This window comes from Acidithiobacillus ferriphilus (assembly GCF_018854775.1).
GTDB classification, from domain to species: Bacteria; Pseudomonadota; Gammaproteobacteria; order Acidithiobacillales; family Acidithiobacillaceae; genus Acidithiobacillus; species Acidithiobacillus ferriphilus.
Window position 1 is genome coordinate 1 of record NZ_JAAZTY010000045.1, and the last position, 18108, is coordinate 18108.

At 59.2% G+C, this 18108-nt stretch carries 13 protein-coding genes; 1 reads left to right on the plus strand and 12 read right to left on the minus strand.

Annotated elements, in window-relative coordinates; genetic code table 11:
• Positions 1 to 172: 172 nt before the first annotated feature.
• From HF921_RS03855 to HF921_RS03910, 12 genes are all read right to left on the minus strand, one after another.
• Positions 173 to 5299: a DEAD/DEAH box helicase gene (locus HF921_RS03855; RefSeq protein ID WP_215893340.1), complete on the minus strand. Its 5127-nt coding sequence runs from the start codon at positions 5297 to 5299 to the stop codon at positions 173 to 175.
• A 12-nt stretch (positions 5300 to 5311) separates the two neighbouring features.
• A complete protein-coding gene (gene trpE, locus HF921_RS03860) occupies positions 5312 to 6829 on the minus strand; it encodes an anthranilate synthase component I (protein ID WP_215893341.1) in 1518 nt (505 codons plus the stop codon).
• A gap of 109 nt (positions 6830 to 6938) precedes the next feature.
• Positions 6939 to 7619 carry a phosphoglycolate phosphatase gene (locus tag HF921_RS03865; protein WP_064220362.1) on the minus strand — a complete coding sequence of 227 codons (681 nt, stop codon included), beginning with the start codon at positions 7617 to 7619 and terminating at the stop codon, positions 6939 to 6941.
• 3 nt (positions 7620 to 7622) lie between these two features.
• Complete coding sequence (gene rpe, locus HF921_RS03870; RefSeq protein WP_014027690.1) at positions 7623 to 8285, minus strand: ribulose-phosphate 3-epimerase; 663 nt, start codon at positions 8283 to 8285, stop codon at positions 7623 to 7625.
• A gap of 64 nt (positions 8286 to 8349) precedes the next feature.
• Entirely contained in the window at positions 8350 to 9420 is a 1071-nt protein-coding gene (fba, locus tag HF921_RS03875; protein WP_064220361.1) for a class II fructose-bisphosphate aldolase, read from the minus strand.
• Positions 9421 to 9527: 107 nt separating this feature from the next.
• Positions 9528 to 10967 carry a pyruvate kinase gene (gene pyk / locus HF921_RS03880; RefSeq protein ID WP_215861122.1) on the minus strand — a complete coding sequence of 480 codons (1440 nt, stop codon included), beginning with the start codon at positions 10965 to 10967 and terminating at the stop codon, positions 9528 to 9530.
• Positions 10964 to 12169: a phosphoglycerate kinase gene (locus HF921_RS03885; RefSeq protein ID WP_215893342.1), complete on the minus strand. Its 1206-nt coding sequence runs from the start codon at positions 12167 to 12169 to the stop codon at positions 10964 to 10966. The genes pyk and HF921_RS03885 overlap by 4 nt, the downstream gene beginning before the upstream one ends.
• Before the next feature lie 14 nt (positions 12170 to 12183).
• Positions 12184 to 13200: a type I glyceraldehyde-3-phosphate dehydrogenase gene (gene gap / locus HF921_RS03890; protein ID WP_064219101.1), complete on the minus strand. Its 1017-nt coding sequence runs from the start codon at positions 13198 to 13200 to the stop codon at positions 12184 to 12186.
• A 35-nt stretch (positions 13201 to 13235) separates the two neighbouring features.
• A complete protein-coding gene (tkt, locus tag HF921_RS03895; RefSeq protein ID WP_215893343.1) occupies positions 13236 to 15233 on the minus strand; it encodes a transketolase in 1998 nt (665 codons plus the stop codon).
• A gap of 25 nt (positions 15234 to 15258) precedes the next feature.
• Entirely contained in the window at positions 15259 to 16203 is a 945-nt protein-coding gene (gene glpX, locus HF921_RS03900; protein ID WP_064219099.1) for a class II fructose-bisphosphatase, read from the minus strand.
• Between the two features lie 55 nt (positions 16204 to 16258).
• On the minus strand, positions 16259 to 17074 hold the full coding sequence (locus HF921_RS03905; RefSeq protein WP_064219098.1) for an inositol monophosphatase family protein: 816 nt from the start codon (positions 17072 to 17074) through the stop codon (positions 16259 to 16261).
• Between the two features lie 23 nt (positions 17075 to 17097).
• The gene (locus HF921_RS03910; RefSeq protein ID WP_215893344.1) at positions 17098 to 17541 is read right to left on the minus strand and encodes a hypothetical protein; all 444 of its coding nucleotides are present in this window, start codon (positions 17539 to 17541) and stop codon (positions 17098 to 17100) included.
• A gap of 121 nt (positions 17542 to 17662) precedes the next feature.
• Here HF921_RS03910 and HF921_RS03915 point away from each other — a divergent pair.
• Positions 17663 to 18108: RsmE family RNA methyltransferase (locus HF921_RS03915; protein WP_264318182.1), on the plus strand; the 446-nt coding region annotated here is incomplete at its 3' end.

Here is an 18108-nt window from a genome sequence, read left to right on the forward strand (position 1 = left end):
CGCCGATCGCTTTCAATGGCGAGTGGCAGATAGATGCCGGCGATCTCGTCGTCCGACCCGCCGAGCGGCTTGACGACCAGGAGATCGCGATCTTCCGAGGGCAGCACGATCCAGTCGCGCCCGCGTAAGGTGACGAGCTTGCCGGGTTGCAGAGATGATTGCGAAAAAGCCGTCATCGCACTTTCCTGAAGATATCCGGCCGGGCCGCAACAATACCAGCGAGGTCGTCCTGGTAGTAGTAAACCCAAACCTCGTCACCGCGCGCCAAGATGGCCTGACGTTTGGCTTCGTCACCTTCCTTCACGGCAGGTTCGTCATGGGGAGTGCCGTCGCAGAAGACCCAGAGTCGGGGCTCGTAGTAGAAATCCGGCTGGACGTATAGGCCATCAACTCTCTTCTGTGCGGCATCGGGCAGTCGCAGGCCGTTCTGGTAGAGATGGTTTATGAACTTGAGTTCGGTCGATGAGTTTGGATCAAGACCGCGCAGTAGCGCCTGGTATTGCTCTTCGTAACTGCTGAAACCCGTGTTGGTTTGAATCTCGATCGAACAGATGCGCAGCTTCTCCAGCGCATCCTTGATGAGATGACGATCGATGATCTTGTGGTCGCGCTGGTTGTAGTAGCTGAGCAGGTCGTCGTAACTCGCCGGGCCTTTGTAAGTAACGTCGTCGAAACGACATAGGGCGATGGCTTGATTGATGACATTGTGAAAGACATTTACGTCTTCGACGAATTGCGACAGGATGCCGAGACTGCCTTCTGCCGCTTCAAACAGCAGGATGTTGGGAGCCTCCGGGTCACCGATGGTAACCACACCTATTTCGTTCGGCTCGACCTGAAAGACCCGTTCGATGGCACGCTTGAGCGCATGCTGCAAGGTGATGACGCCGTCGGGTTTCAAGCCGAGCGGGTAGATCGGTTCCATATAAAGGGCATCGGCAAGATTGGATGTCCAGAGTTTGACGAGACGGAAATCTTCCTTGAGGTTGGCATTCGCTTCTGCGCTGGTATCCGGCATGGAACTGCGCCAGTCGCCAGAAATAAGGCCGATGGGGAAACCTTCAGTTTTCTGTGAGCGCCATTTGGTATTGACGTGAATCAGCCGTGCCGCCGGAACATAGCGCAGATTCAACAGGGCGTTTTCGGTCGACGTGGCAATGGCTTTGCGAACGCGATCAATGTGCCCGCCGTCGACCGAGAAATAGGTACGAATTTCATAGCCACGGGAAACGCGCTCTTCTTCTTCGCAGGATATACGGTCGATTTCTTCTGCACGCGATTCAGCCATCTCCATCAGATCATGGAGGTGTTCCTTGAAGGCATTGTCGGAAAGGTCAATCCCGGAGAATGGGCAGGTGCTGTCCTTGGCAGCATCGCCGACCATGAAATAGCCCGTCTTACTGCTGACCTTGGCTTCGGTCAACGCCGATTCGGCGTCCTGGATGACCAGTTGGCGGATTTGGTATTTCCGGCCATTGTGATAAATGATGTTCATCGGCCCGAACTCCCGCAGCGCAATTGAGCGCGGGCGGGAAATGAACTCCCCGGTGGAGTCGCCGCTGGGCAGAAATACTCGGAGTGGCAACCGGGTAAAGTTGTAACCAGGCAAAAAACCTTCCGATGCCAGATAGCGATACGGGTAGAACTCGGACAATTCGCTGGAACGCCCGGCGAGATCGTTACGCAGCAGATCGAGCTGGCGCGTCGCCTGATCCTGATTGCGCTTGTGCTTGCGATATTCGTCACTGCCGAGGCTGAGTGTTCCGCTGTCGATCGTCTGTGTGGCACGGCTGAGGATCGTTCGGGCCGAACGATAGAGCCTGCGCCAGCGTACCAACGCATCGTCAAGGTTATCGGCAACCTTCGAGAGATTCTGCTCGATCCATTGATCGGAATACCAGGTCGAGCCATTGGCTACGAGATCGCCTTCAAAGTCGCGAATGGTGCGCTTGAAGGTCGATTTGATGTCGTTAAATGTAGTTGCCGTCATCTCAAGGCCGGAGCGAACCTCTTTCGACAAGGGCATCCTGTCGTTGTCGTCGACAATCAGATGCATGATGGATGGCTTGCCGGTTCCCACATCGTCGAGGCCGGGCATACCGATTTCCGAGGCCACCAACGCATTCAGGTGCGAGGCCAACAATTCACGATTGCAAAGATCCAGCCTGGGAGCCATGACCGCACCGGCGACAAGATCGGTTTGCTCCTTGAAGTAGTGGCGGTCATGCGGAGAGTAGCTGGAACAATAGGTGAAGACGAGCGCGGCCTGCCCGCTTCGCCCGGCGCGTCCGGATCGCTGCGCATAGTTGGCCGGGTTGGGCGGCGCATTGCGCATATGCACAACGCTGAGGTTGCGAATATCGATGCCCAGTTCCATCGTCGGCGAACAGAACAGAGCACTGATTTTTCCTTCGCGGAACAGGTCTTCCCGCGCGATGCGGACATCCGTGCTCAATTGCCCGGTGTGGTCTTCACCACGCAAGCGCTTCACTTTGGAAAAATCCCGTGAATAAAGACTACGGAAAAAAAGATTGGGACGAGGTGCTTGATTCTTGTAGGAGCGCTGCCTGATGACGTCCGCCTTCACCGTCTCGCCATCGCCGAATTGCCACACTATTTTTTCAAGACGCAGGCGATAGACAGGCACCTCTTCATTTTTCGCGTTACGGGCGATCTGCGATTTGAGAAAGTCGGCCTGTTCGAGTATGGCCATCAGCCGCTCGATGAAAATTCGATAATTCTGGCCTTTCAGGTCAATGTCGATGTCGTTCTGACGGGCGTAGAGCTTGATGAATTTGCCCAGGGCACTGGCCGGCCCCATGCTCTTCGAGGAAAACCGTACCGATTTGTGGAGCGGATCGTAACGGACGAAGAACGGCTCACGAAGCTCCTCGTTCCGGTCCAGCGTCCAGGGCGCCCGCAGCATTTCCCGAAAGTGCTTCTCGTACTCCTTGATCTTGGACTGCGTCAGGTAGTTTTCGCTGTGAATGGCGTATTCGAGGCGGAAAAAATCGAGGATTGTGCTGATGAACGCTTTGCGGTCTTCAAGGTTCATGTCCCCGATCAGAGGAAAGCCGTTCCAGGCGGCATCGGCCGCACGGCGATCAAGGTCAGCATAGGTGACGGTGAGCAGACCGCACTGTTCAAGATTGGGGAGAACAATCCGCCAGCTTCTGCGCAAGTCCGCGATGGCGCGGTACAGCAGGTAATCCTGAAGGCAGCGTTCGTAGTCATCCCGGACAGAGGCGAACTGGGGCTCTTCGTTGCGGTTGCCGAATTCCGTGAATGGCACGGCAAGCGCCCTGAAAATGGCCTCGCCGAGCGTTGCATAGGTCAGGGTTTGGTCCGGTGCCAGTTCAAGCGCCTTGCGGATGCCGGCGCGCAGGCGGACCACCTGAACAAAATCATTGAAGTGCCCGGCCTGTAATGCGGCATCCTGGCGGTTGTCGGTGAAACTGAGGAGTTTCTGGTCCTCCTGCCGGTATGCGGCATCGCTGAGCCTATTGAGCATGGAGAAGGCGGTGATGGTGGTTGATGTACTGCGGCCTTCGCTGCCCAGCTTCGTCAGCTTGGTTCCTTCATTGGTTTTGGTGTCGTAAAAGATGCCTGCCGTTGGATCGAATAGAAGCGGCGCCTTCATGAACCAGCCCCACCATTTCAGGGGCTTCGATTCCGAGCACTCGCCCAGTTCATTGAAAAAGAGCTTGATCGGGAAAAATGGCTTTTTCTTTGAGTCCGGCACGGGTCCAGTTTTGGTCTGGCGTACCCATGCGTCTGGAAGCAGTTCGGTGTCTTCCAGCGGGTCCCAAATATCGTCACCCACGATCAGGTAACCATCTGTTGCTTGAGAATCCTCATCCGAGCTCTCCCGGAATTCGCGGGGCTCAAGGTGACTCCCCATCCTGGACACACAAATAAATGCATGTCCGCTGGCCCTGCTGAAGACGTTCGGAAAAATCGGCTTTTTGTCTTCCTCATCGGCTTTGTACACACCGGGTTCAAGCGTGATGAAACGGTTTTCGCCCTGATCGAGCGTTGTATAGACGGAGCCGGTTTGCGAGATGAATTGATGAAGCTTGAATGGCAACCGCGTGTAGCGCTGCCCGGCCGCTTGCATTCGCTGATTGACGGCGCTAATCCACTGCAAGAGTTGCTGTAGGAAAACCAGGCAAGCATCGGCGGGCTTCCCCGACGCGAGGGAAAGCGACGCACCCATGGCCGACAGGCGCTGCGGCTTTCCTCGTACTAGGCGATCTTCTCGTTCTTCGAGTGCTACGGCATTTTCAAGCCACACGGCAACTGGATGAGATTTCAGAATGTCGGCATCTGCGTTCTGGTCAATTCCGGCGTCAACTGCCTGAGCCAGCGCGTCGGGCGACGGCAAGAATCCGTTGTAGTCGAGTGAGCGGGCGAGTGTTTCATTGATGACTTGCTCTGAAGCGAACGGCTTGCCAAACAGTTTGGTCGCGACTTTGGCGACCTCCGCGCGTTGTTCTGCAAGCGAGCCCACGGAAACCATGGTCGCCGATGTGCCAATGCAAACCACCGGTTTCGCGCAACGGGCTCGGATGCGCCGGATCAGCATCGCCACATCAGCCCCCTGTCTGCCGCGGTAGGTATGAAGCTCGTCGAAGACCAGAAAATGGAGGTTCTCGTATATCCCATCGCGGACTGACCGCTCGCGAAGGCGTGTCAGCAACAACTCCAGCATCATGTAGTTGGTGAGCAAAATCTGCGGCGGGTTCTCGCGCATTTCGGCGCGCTTGTTTTCCTTTTCTTGTCCGGTGTATTGCCCGAAGCTGATCGGGAAAGCCTTGCCCGTGGTCTTTTCGTAGTTGTCTTTGTAGCGGGTAAACTCCTCAAATTGCGAGTTAATCAGAGCATTCATGGGATAAACAACGATCGCAGTGACACCCTTGGCCTGCGGGTTGGACAGCAGGTGATGAAAAATTGACCCGATGTAGGTCAAGGACTTCCCTGAGCCAGTTCCGGAGGTGACAATGAAGTCCTGGCCAGACGTGCCAAACCGGATTGCCTCGACCTGATGTTTATAGAGTGAGTAGCCCTTGAAGATGTCACGAATATCGGGGTGTATATCCCCGGACTGTGCCAATTTTTCAAGGCTGCCATACATCTCGAATGATGGGTTGAACTGGAGCAAAGGCTCCGGCCAGAGCTTGCCTTGGTTGAGCGCTTCCTCGACCGTGTGACGAATCACCGGATCTTCGATCTTCAGAAAGCTTCGGATGTAGGTGGCATAGTCCGAGACGATATCCGCGTGGGTTTGAAAGACGTTCATGGTCTGTAGTTATCAATCATGAGCAACATGATCTGCCCTCCCTTCGGGGTCGAGGCCGTTTTCGGCCAGTGCTACGGCGCGGAACATGGCGCGGCGTTTGTTCATGGTTTCTTCCCACTCCGCCGCGGGCTCCGAGTCGGCGACAATGCCGCCGCCCGCCTGGATATGCAGCATGCCATCCTTGATGACGGCGGTGCGAATGGCGATGCAGGTGTCCATGTTGCCATTCCAGCCCCAGTAGCCCACCGCTCCGGCATAGACGCCGCGCGCTACCGGCTCCAGCTCGCGGATGATTTCCATGGCGCGAATCTTGGGCGCACCGGAGACCGTCCCGGCCGGGAAGGTCGCTCGCAAAGCATCCATGGCGTCCAGCTCCGGGCGCAATCGTCCCGTGACCTGCGAGACAATGTGCATGACATGGGAGTAGCGCTCAATACCGAACGAATCGGTCAACTGCACCGAGCCGGTATCGGCAATGCGCCCCACATCGTTGCGCGCCAGGTCGATGAGCATGAGGTGTTCGGCGCGCTCCTTGGGGTCGGCGAGGAGTTCCTGCTCCAGCGCCTCGTCTTCGGCGCGGGTCTTGCCGCGCGGGCGGGTGCCGGCGATGGGGCGCACCGTGACCTGATCATCTTCGACGCGCACCAGTATCTCCGGTGATGAGCCCACCAGATGGGTATCACCCAGGTCCACATAAAACATGTAGGGGGAAGGGTTGACGCCGCGCAGGGCGCGATAGAGATCCAGGGGGTGCGCCGTCAGCGGTGTGGACAAACGCTGTGAGGGCACCACCTGCATGACATCCCCGGCGCCGATATAGGCCTTGATGGTGCGCACCGCCGCCATATAACCCTCGCGGCTGAAGCTGGCGCTGAAATCTTCTTCGCGGACGTGTCGGGTGCGCACCGGCGGCGGGGGCGGCAACGCCGACTCGCGCAGTCGCTGCTGGAGTTGCTGCAGGCGGGCGGCGCCGCGCTCCCAGGCATCAGGCTGGGCGGGGTCGACATGCACCAGCAAACGGAGGGTGCCGCGCAGGTTGTCGAAGATCAGCAGTTCGTCGGCCACCAGCAACTGTATCTCCGGCAGCTCCAGCGGGTCGGGCAAGGGCGCGCTGCGGGCGAGGCGGGGCTCGATAGTGCGAACGATGTCGTAGCCGAAATAGCCGACCAAGCCACCGCTGAAGCGGTCACCGACATCTTCCACCGGTGCCACCCGAAAGCGTTTGCGGAAGCTGCTGATCCAATCGAGGGGATCGGTCGGCGTCGCCCGCTCGGTCTCGACGCCGTTCACATGCACGGTGATGACACCCTTGGTGACCCGCAATATCTGCTGGGCCGGAAGGCCAATGATGGAATAACGGCCCCATTTTTCGCCGCCCTGCACAGATTCCAGCAGGTAGGCATAGGGACCATCGACCAGTTTGAGATAGGCTGATAAGGGGGTGTCGAGGTCGGCGATGACCTCACGGGAAAGGGGTATACGGTTGTAGCCCTGGCGCGCCAAAGCCTCAAAGGTTGCTTTTGGAATCACGGATCACCTCGTTAGAGCGATGGAAAAGAAGTCACTGCCTTTCAGCAGCAACGCCATCGCCTCTCACAACCCAGAGTTTTCCGCATGCTACCTCTGATTCCTCGCAAAGCTACGCCAGAATATCCAATAATTCGCTCATGTTGTCCAGTACCGCGTCGGGTTCCAGGCAATGGACTGGCTCGTCGCCGTTATAACCGTAGGTCACGCAGGCAATGGGCATGCCCGCCGCCCGCGCCGCCTGCGCGTCGTTACGCGAATCGCCGACCAACAGGCAGTTTTCCACCGGCTGATGAAAGTGTTCAGCCGTATGGGTCAGGGGTAATGGATCGGGTTTCTTGCGCGGCAGACTGTCGCCGGACAAGACCAGCCCGAAGAAATCGTACAGGTCCAGTTGCTGGAGCAGCGGCAGGGTGAAGGCCGCCGCCTTGTTGGTGATGCACACCAGTTCGCGGCCCTGTATTTGTAAGGCTTCCAGCGTGCTGCGGACACCCGGGTAGAGCACGCTGTGGTCCAGCAGATGCTCCCCGTAGTACTGGCTGAAATCGACCATCGCCGCATCCAGTTCCGCTTCGCTGGGATCGCTGTGGATCGCCAGCGCGCGACGCATCAGTTCACGGACGCCGTTACCGATGAAGCCACGAATGACCGGCATTTCGGCAGGCGCACGCCCGAGTTTTTGCAGCACATGGTTGGCCGCACCGGCCAGGTCCGGTGCGGTATCAATCAGCGTGCCGTCCAGATCGAGCAGGACGACGCGCGCTGTAAATGGCCGGGTGTTCAGCTTCACCATCGTTCAGCCCGCCAGCGCTTTGCGGAAAGCGGCTATGGTCGCGGCGTAGTCGGGCGTGTTGTAGATGGCGCTGCCCGCCACGAAGACGTCGGCGCCGGCGTCGGCGACCCGCCGCACGTTATCCACCTTGACACCACCATCCACCTCCAGCTCGATGGCCTTGCCCGTGGCCTCGATGCGTTTGCGGATCGCCTCGATCTTGCGCAGGGTGTACTCGATGAAGCTCTGCCCACCGAAACCGGGATTGACGCTCATCACCAGCACCAGGTCGAGGTTTTCCAGCACATAGTCCAGCACGTTGAGCGGTGTGGCCGGATTGAGGGAGACACCCGCCTTACAGCCCAGGCTGTGGATCAACTGAATGGTCCGGTCCAGATGCAGCGTCGCCTCAGGATGCACCGTAATGATGTCAGCGCCGGCTTTGGCGAAGTCGGGAATGATGCTGTCCACCGGCGAGATCATGAGATGCACGTCCAAGGGTTTTTGGGTGTGCGGCTTGATGGCTGCCGCCACCAATGGTCCGATGGTCAGATTGGGGACGAAATGGTTGTCCATGACGTCTATATGGATGTAGTCGGCACCCGCCTCGTCAACGGCGCGCACTTCCTCACCCAGTCGGGCGAAATCCGCCGAAAGGATGGAGGGAGAAATCTTGAACTGGGTCATTTTGCCTCCAAAACAGGGCGAGAGCGCCATGCGCTCTCGCCAGCCAACAGATCAATAGCGTGTTTTAAACGCCGGTAACGCGGGGTTCGAGCTCGCCCTTGCTGTAGCGCTTGAACATGGTATCCAGCGGGATGACCTTGATCTTGCTGGCCTGCCCGGCACAGCCGAAGGCTTCGAAGCGCTGGCGGCAGATGTCGCGCATGGCATCGATGGAGGCCGTCAGGAACTTGCGGGGGTCGAAGTTCTTGGGGTTTTTGTACAGGCTCTGGCGCACCGCGCCCGTTGCCGCCAAGCGCAGGTCGGTATCAATGTTGACCTTGCGCACGCCGTACTTGATGCCTTCCTGGATTTCTTCTACCGGTACACCATAGGTTTCACCGATATCGCCGCCGAACTCGTGAATAATCTTCAGCCAGTCCTGGGGCACCGAACTGGAGCCGTGCATGACCAGATGGGTATCTGGAATGCGGGCGTGAATTTCCTTGACGCGGTCGATGCGCAGCACCTTGCCGGTCGGCGGCCGGGTGAACTTGTAGGCACCATGGCTGGTGCCGATGGCGATGGCCAGGGCATCGACCTTGGTGGCCTTGACGAAGAGAGCGGCTTCTTCCGGGTCGGTCAGCATCTGATCATGGGTCAGGCAGCCTTCGGCACCGACACCGTCTTCTTCACCCGCGAGGCCGGTTTCCAGGGAGCCGAGGCAGCCCAGTTCGCCTTCGACGGTGACGCCGACGGCATGGGCCATCTCCACAACTCTGGCGGTAACGGTGGCGTTGTAGTCATAGCTGGCGGGGGTTTTGGCATCTTCCAGCAAGGAGCCGTCCATCATCACGCTGGAGAAGCCGGAGCGAATGGCCTGGATACAGACCGCCGGGCTGGCGCCGTGATCCTGGTGAAGGACGACGGGGATGTCCGGATATTCTTCGATGGCGGCGAGAATCAGGTGGCGGAGGAAAGGTTCGCCAGCATATTTACGGGCACCGGCAGAAGCCTGGAGGATAACCGGTGCGTCAACGGCGGCAGCGGCCTCCATGATCGCGCGCACCTGTTCCAGGTTGTTGACGTTGAAAGCAGGAATTCCGTAGCTGTGCTCGGCGGCGTGGTCCAATAACTGGCGCAAGGAAACTAGGGCCATAATGCTTCTCCTAAACGTGAATGAAAATTGGTTGGTATCGGGTAATCGTATAGAGGGACCCCGTAAACTGCAAGCGGGCCCCGGTAACGGTCTAAAAAGAAACAGATTTAAGCACGGTGCGTCACATCTCCGACACGCACCAGCTTGAGGGTGTTGGTACCACCGGAGGCACCCATGGGTTCGCCAATCGTAATGAGGATCAGGTCACCATTGCGAACGACACCGCGTCGTCGCAGTTCGTCTTCTGCCGCCCGCATGACCTGCACCGGATCATCATGGCGACTCTGGGGAAAATTCACCGGATGCACCCCGCGATACAAAGTCACCTTGCGCCGGGTATAGACCTGCGGCGTTAACGCGTAGATCGGCACACGGGGATTGGCACGGGACAACCATAAGGCGGTGGAGCCGCTTTCGGTAAAGGCCGCGATGGCGACGATGGGGGAGCGCATGGTGGCTAAAATCGCGGCAGCCGCGATGGTTTCGTCCATCCGGTCCAGTGGCCGGTCGAGAATCTGTAAGGTATTGTTGATGGGTGCCTGCCGCTCGACCTCGCGGCAAGTTCGATCCATGGCCGCAACGGCCTCCACGGGGAATGCACCGCTTGCCGTTTCCGCAGACAACATCACGGCATCGGTACCGTCGAGCACGGCATTGGCGACGTCGGATACCTCAGCGCGGGTAGGAATGGGCTGATGAATCATGGATTCCATCATCTGTGTCGCCGTAATTGTCAGGCGGTTGTATTTTTGCGCCAGGGCGATAATCCGCTTCTGCACGGGGGGCACCGCAGCGTCGCCGATTTCAACGCCCAGATCACCGCGCGCCACCATGATGACTTCGGAGACCGCGAGAATTTCTTCAATGGCCTCTACCGCCTCGGCCCGCTCGATTTTGGCGACCATTGCCCCATGTCCGCCCGCCTCCCGGAAGAGACGGCGGGCTTCATCCATGTCTGTTGCACTGCGTGGAAAAGAAACCGCCAGATAGTCGGCTTCCAGGCGCGCGGCGGTAATAATGTCAGCCCTGTCCTTGTCGGTCAGCGCCGGCGCGGTCAGTCCGCCACCAGCCCGGTTGATGCCCTTGTTGTTGGACAGTTCACCCCCCTGCACCACCCGGGTGTGAATCTCGTGACCCTGCACCTTTTCTACCCAGAGGACGATCATCCCGTCATTGAGCAGCAGGGTCGCGCCCCGGTCTACATCCCCGACCAGTTGCGGATAGGTCACCCCCACCCGCGTCTGATCGCCGAGGGCGCAAGTGGTGTCGAGGATAAAAGGCTCGCCTTCCTTGAGGTGGATTTTGCCTTCGGCAAACTTACCGATACGAATTTTGGGTCCCTGCAAATCGGCTAACACACCGATGGCACGGCCATGGGCGCGCGCCCTTTCCCGTACCATGTCGGCACGCTGGATATGCTCTTCTGCCGTGCCGTGGGAGAAATTGAGGCGGACGACATCGACACCTGCTTCGATCAGGCGATCGATGACCTGCACATCGGAACTGGCAGGACCCAGGGTTGCGACGATTTTCGTCCGGCGTATCAATTGAATTTACCTCTCGCACGTTCTTCCAGCATGGCTACGGCGGGCAGGGTCTTGCCTTCGAGGAATTCCAGAAAGGCACCGCCACCCGTACTGATATAGGAGATTTTGTCTTCAATATTGAACTTGTTGATGGCAGCGACGGTGTCACCGCCTCCGGCAATGGAGAAGGCACTGCTTTCGGCTACGGCGTGGGCAATGGCTTCCGTGCCACCGGCAAAGGCGTCGAACTCAAACACGCCGACCGGGCCATTCCAGACGATGGTGCCTGCTTTACGCAGAATATCGCCCAGGACCTTGGCGGTATCGGGACCAATGTCGAGCACCATGTCATCGGCGGCGATTTCGGCCACGCCGCAAGTCCGTGCCGGGGCCGTTGCCGAAAACGTTTTGGCGACGACCACGTCGGAGGGCAACGGGACGTCGCCACCCTTGGCTTTGGCGGCGGCAATGATGGCTTGGGCATCGGGCACCAGATCCACTTCGCACAGTGACTTGCCCACGGAATGACCGGCGGCGAGGATGAAGGTGTTAGCGATGCCGCCTCCTACCACCAGTTGATCCACCTTGTCCGCCAGGGACTTGAGGATGGTCAGCTTGGTGGAGACCTTGGAGCCGGCGACAATGGCGACCAAAGGACGCTTGGGATTTTGCAGGGCCTTAGCGAGCGCCTCCAGTTCGTTGACCAGCAGCGGGCCGGCGCAGGCGATGGGAGCAAACCTGCCGACGCCGTGGGTGCTGGCCTGGGCACGATGGGCCGTACCAAAAGCATCCATCACATAGATATCGCAGAGCGCGGCCATTTTCCTGGAAAGCGCTTCGTCATCCTGGCCTTCGCCCGCATTGAAGCGGACGTTTTCCAGCACGACCACATCACCGTCCTGCAGCCGGGTGAGGCTATCCCTACCGCCATCCAGCCAATCCCGCACCAAAGGTACCTTGCGGCCCAGCAACTGGCCGAGATGGGCGGCAATGGGGGCCAGGCTGGCCTTTTCGTCAAAAACACCTTCCTTGGGACGCCCCAGATGGGACATCAGCATTACCCGCGCACCGCCGTCCAGCGCGGCGCGAATGGTGGGCAGGCTGGCGCGGATGCGGGTGTCATCGGTAATAGCCCCCGCATCATTCATGGGGACATTGAGATCCTCACGAATCAACACGCGCTTGCCCTTCAAAGGCAAGTCGGTCATGCGCAAAATATTCATGGCGGCTCCTCCTCTCAGCGGGCCTGACCCATCATGGCGAGGGCGGTATCCACCATGCGGTTGGAGAAGCCCCACTCGTTGTCATACCAGGAGCAGACCTTGACCAGTTTGCCCTTGACCTTGGTCAGGGAGGACTCGTAGGTGGAGGAGTGCGGGTTGTGGTTGAAGTCGATGGAGACCAGGGGCTTGTCGTTGTAGCCGTAGACACCCTTGAGCGCGCCCTGGCTGGCCGCTTTCATGGCCGCATGGATTTCGTCGACGGAGACTTCCTTGTTGACGATACAGGTGAGGTCAACGAGGGAGACGTTCTGCGTGGGCACGCGGATGGCGAAGCCGTCCAGCTTGCCCGCCAGCTCCGGCAGTACCAGGCCGATGGCCTTGGCGGCACCGGTGCTGGTGGGGATCATGCTCATGCCAGCAGCGCGGGCACGGCGCAGGTCTTCGTGATAGACGTCGATAATGCGCTGGTCATTGGTCATGGAGTGGATGGTGTTCATGGTCCCCGCCTCGATGCCGGCGAGATCATTGAGGGTCTTGGCCAGCGGCGCCAGACAGTTGGTGGTGCAGGAGCCGTTGGAGACGATGTGGTGCTTGGCCGGGTCGAGCAACTGGTGGTTGACGCCGTACACCACCGTCAGATCCACAGCGTCCTTGGCGGGAGCAGAGATCAAGACTTTCTTGGCGCCGCCCTTGAGGTGCAGGGCTGCCTTCTCGCGGGAGGCGAAGAAGCCTGTGCACTCCAACACGACATCGACACCCAGATCGCCCCAAGGCAGTTTGGAGGGATCACGTTCTGCGAGTACCTTGACACGGTCGTCACCTACCAGCATGTCCCCGCCATCCACGCTTACCGGTAAGAAGAAACGGCCATGGACGGAATCGTACTGTGTTAGATGGGCATTCGTCTCGGGGCTTCCGAGATCGTTAACCGCGACGATCTGGACCTTGCCGGTCCGCTTCGCTTCGTATACCGCCCGCAGGATATTCCGTCCGATACGTCCGTAGCCATTGATACCAATACGCAACGTCATAATGTTAACTCCTTAAATGTTTGGAATAAAAATATTTACAGTGCCTGGAAACGTGCGACGACGTTATCCACCGTGAAGCCGAATTTCTCGAACAGAATCGGCGCCGGGGCCGAGGCGCCAAAGTGATCTATGCCGATGACCGCGCCGTGCAGGCCCACATATTTGTACCAGAGCCCCGTGGTGCCCGCTTCGATAGCGATCCGCCTGGTGATGTTGCTGGGCAGGACACTCTCCTGATATGCCGCATCCTGGGCCGCGAAGATGTCCATGCAGGGCATGGAAACCACGCGCACCGGATGGCCCTGCTCCGCCAGCTTGGCCTGTGCCGCCAGCGCCAGCTCCACTTCGGAGCCGGTGGCGATGAGGATACCCTCGGCTTTGCCGCCTTCGGCATCCTTGATCACATAGCCGCCGCGGCGGGCGTTGGCCACGGTTTCGTCGGTATGGGGCAGGGCCGGGAGATTCTGTCGGCTGAGGGCCAGCAGGGATGGTGTCCGCTCCTGCTTGACGGAGGACTCCCAGGCGATGGCGGTTTCCACGGCATCTGCCGGGCGCCAAACATGAAGGTTGGGAATGAGGCGCAGGCTGTTGACCTGCTCAATGGGCTGGTGGGTGGGGCCATCTTCGCCCAGACCGATGGAGTCGTGGGTCATTACGTAGACCACCCGAATACCCATCAGCGCCGCCATACGAATGGCGTTGCGGCTGTAGTCGGAGAAGATCAGGAAAGTACCGCCGAAGGGCAGGAAGCCATTGTAGAGGGCAACGCCGTTCATGATGGCGGACATGCCGAATTCGCGCACACCGTAGTGGATGTAGTTACCCATCAGACGATGCTTGCCGATGTCGATGGCTTCTTTCCAGCGGGTATTGTTGGACGGCGTCAGGTCGGCAGAGCCGCCGAGAAACTCGGGCAGCGTCGCAGCAATACCCTGAATGGTTTTGCCGGAGGCGACGCGGGTAGCGATCTTCGGCGCTTCCTTGCGGAAATCGCTGATGAGCCGGGCGATGGCCTTGTCGAAGTCCGCACTGGCTTTGCCCGACAGGCGACGCACGAATTCGGCGGCTTCTTTCGGGAAAAGGGATTTATATTTGGCAAATTTTTCTTGCCAGGCGCTCTCGGCTGATTCCCCTTTGGCGCGTGCATCGTAGGCATGGTAGATCGCCTCGGGAATCTCGAAGGCCTTGTCGCTCCAACCCAGATTCTGGCGGGTCAGGGCGACTTCCTCCGCACCCAGCGCCGCACCATGGACGTCGTGGGTGCCCGCTTTGTTGGGTGAGCCATGACCAATGACGGTCTTACAGCAAATCAGGGTTGGCTTGGTAGTTTGCTTGCGCGCCTCGACGATGGCTTTTTTGATGGCTTCAGGATCGTGACCGTCCACATGGCGGATGACATGCCAGCCATAGGCCTCGAAGCGCGCCGGGGTGTCATCGCTGAACCAGTCATCCACATGGCCGTCGATGGAGATGTTGTTGTCGTCGTAAAAGCAAATCAGCTTGTTGAGGCCCCAGACGCCAGCTAACGAGCAGACTTCGTGGGAGATGCCTTCCATGAGACAGCCGTCACCGAGAAAGACGTAGGTGTAGTGATTGATGAGCTCATGATCGGGGCGGTTGAATTGCGACGCCAGCATCCGCTCGGCCAATGCCATGCCGACGCCGTTGGCGAGCCCCTGACCCAGCGGGCCGGTGGTCGTCTCGATGCCAGGGGCGTCGCGATATTCCGGGTGACCGGGGGTCTTGCTGTGCCACTGGCGGAAGTTCTCAAGGTCTTCCATGGAGACATCGTAACCGGTGAGATGGAGGAGTGCGTACTGCAACATGGATCCGTGCCCGTTGGATAAAATGAAACGGTCGCGATTGGCCCAGTGGGTGTTAGCCGGGTTGTGGACGAGGAAGTCGTTCCACAGCACTTCGGCAATATCCGCCATGCCCATGGGCATGCCGGGGTGGCCGCATTTGGCCTTTTCTACGGCGTCGATGGTGAGAACGCGGATAGCGTTCGCCAGATCAGTGCGGGTGATGGTCATAAACAACACTCCTTATCAATAAAAATCAGTCGATACGCTGGTGGGTACGGACCCGGCGCAGGATGCCGTCGTGACCGGAAATGACCAGGCTCTCGCTTTCTACGAAATAATGGGAACGGGTTACACCATCGAGGATGTCGCCGGAAGTCAGGCCTGTAGCCACGAACAGCACATCATCGCTGGACACCAGTTCATCGCGGCTCAACCACTGCCCGGCTTTGAGGCCGGCGGCGGCGACGGCTTCGGCTTCGCCAGGTTTCTGCGGCGACAGGCAACCAAACATGTCGGCACCCATGGCACGGGCGGCGCAGGCGGAAATGACGCCTTCCGGGGTGCCGCCTATGCCCATCATGGCATCCACCTTGGTGCCGAGGGCGGCCATGATGCCACCACTGACATCACCGTCCGTCTGTAAGCGCACGGTAGCACCGGCCGCCTGGATCTCGCGGATCATGGCTTCGTGGCGGGGCTTCTTGAGCAGGAAAATGCGCAGCTCGCGGACCTCTTTGCCGAGGGCGCGGGCCAGCTCGTGGAGCTTGTCCTTCATCGGTGCGGCAGGATCAATTTTACCGCGGGCCGGGGCCGGGACAATCAGTTTGTCCATATAATAGGCCGGACCGGGCTGGAACATGCTGCCTTTAGGGGCCGCCGCCAGTACGCAGATAGAGCCGGGCATGCCCTGAGCCAGGAAGGTGGTGCCTTCGACGGGGTCAACCGCAATCTCTACCTCCGGGCCGGTGCCCGAGCCTACCACCTCACCGTTATAGAGCATGGGGGCTTCGTCTTTTTCACCTTCACCGATGATGACCAGGCCACGCATGGGGACCTGGGCAATGGCGGCGCGCATGGCATCCACTGCAGCACCGTCGCCGAGTTCCTTTTCTCCCCGACCGATCCAACTGCTGGCGGCGCGGGCCGCAGATTCAGTAACGGGAAGCAGGGACAATGCGAGATTACCAATGGAGGCCATGGGGTTTTTCCTTCAGAGATGGATTAGTAGAAGACAATAATCGTTTTAGCATAAATCAAAGGGCCGCATTTGGGAACTCGGCGGTGGTTTCCAGCCATCGTCTCCAGCTTTTGTGGAGTTGGGGGTCGAGGGTGGCGAGGATAGAGCGTGGCGGCAGATCATCTTCCCTCAGATCGTCGCCATTAAGTTGCGTGGCCCGCCCGCCCGCTTCATAGAGAATCAGGGCACCCGCAGCGCGATCCCAGAGTTGCTGGGCGCCATGCAGATAGAAATGATAGCGGCCGGCGGCCAGCCAGCACCACTCCAGGACGGAGGCACCGAAGTTGCGCTGACTGTGGAAGGGGCGCTCGTTAATCAGGCGCAGGGCGAGGGGGCGGCTGAGTCTTTTGTAGTCGACGACCCCGACACAGTGTCGAAGCTTCGGTGCTTGACGAGCCGCCAGGGGCACGCCATCCATGTATGCACCCGCACCCTGTGCCGCGGAGAAAAGCTCGGCACGCACTGGGTCGTACACCCAGCCAAGCATGGACCGCCCGCCTTGCAGCAAGGCCAGGGAAATGCCGAATACCGGGACACCGGCGGCAAAGTTGCTCGTGCCGTCGAGGGGGTCCAGACACCAGAGCATATCCGCCTCCTGCAACAGGCGGGCTTGTTCGGCATGGCTCATTTCTTCGCCAAGCAGGGGAATATCGGGGTAACGGGCGGCGAGCATGTCCCGCAAAAAATTCTGGCTATCAATATCGGCGCTGGTGACAATGCTGCCATCGGGTTTACGGCTGGCGCCGACGGTGTGAAAACGGGGTAGAATGAAGCGTTCGGCACTGGTGCGCAGCAGTTTGCCCACCCATTGTTGATCGATTTCTGGTGTCATGGGCGTTGTCTCCGGTACGCGTCTTAGTGCTCAGTCTCTGGGTTTTGGCCCCGACGCAGCTGGGTATCCAGAGCGATCACTTGAGCAGGGTGGCGCCTTTTTTCTGCGGACTTTTTGACGGCGTTGTTCAAGGCCTGATGAAATTCCATGGGCAGGCGGCGCAGTATCTCTTCCCCTTCCGGGCTGAAAAGATCCATCTGGCAGGTCACGCCCTCGTGCAGGTCGTCCCGGGACCGGGTGGCGAAGTGGTGCCAAACGCTGACCGCAATGCGCCCGCCGATGTAGTCGCAGAACACCCACTCCCGCTCCATCAGGATGGCCATGACCGAGACATAGCGCAAGGGGATGAAAACGGGACCTGGGGCGGCATGTTGCAGAATGAGGGCCTGATTGTAAATCCAGGCCGGAACCAGTCCGGACCGTGTCTGCCAGACGGGGGGGCGACGGCAATCGGTGTCTTTGATCATGTGTCACCCACGCCAGCGTCACGATGATATAATCCCACCCGTGTTCTCCTGCTCAATGCCAGACCTCATGCCACGCATTCACTTATACGCCGATTCCAATCTCCCTGAAAGCGGACCTTTTTTGCTTCCCGCCGGGCCCAGCCACCATTTGCTCAAGGTGTTGCGCGCCCGAAATGAGCAGCCGCTTACCTTGTTTAATGGGGATGGCGCTGTTTATCACGCCACTCTGGTCGGGGTGTCTTCAGGGATGGCGTTGCTGGAGATTGCCGGGCGCCACTTGCAGGTGACGCTCTCGCCCTTGGCTATTCAGGTCTTTTTGCCCCTGACCCGGGGGGAGCGCTGGGATTGGAGTTTGCAGAAGGCGGTAGAACTCGGGGTGCGGCGGATTCAACCGGTGGCCTGCCGCCATGGGGTAGTGCAACTGAGTGAAGCGCGCGAAGGCAAGCGTCTGGCGCGCTGGCGGGACATCATCATTGCCGCCTGTGAGCAAAGTGGCGCCACGACCATTCCTGAGCTGGCCCCGCCGGTCGCTTTGGAGGCGGCATGGGGCGCCGTGCGGGGAGCCGC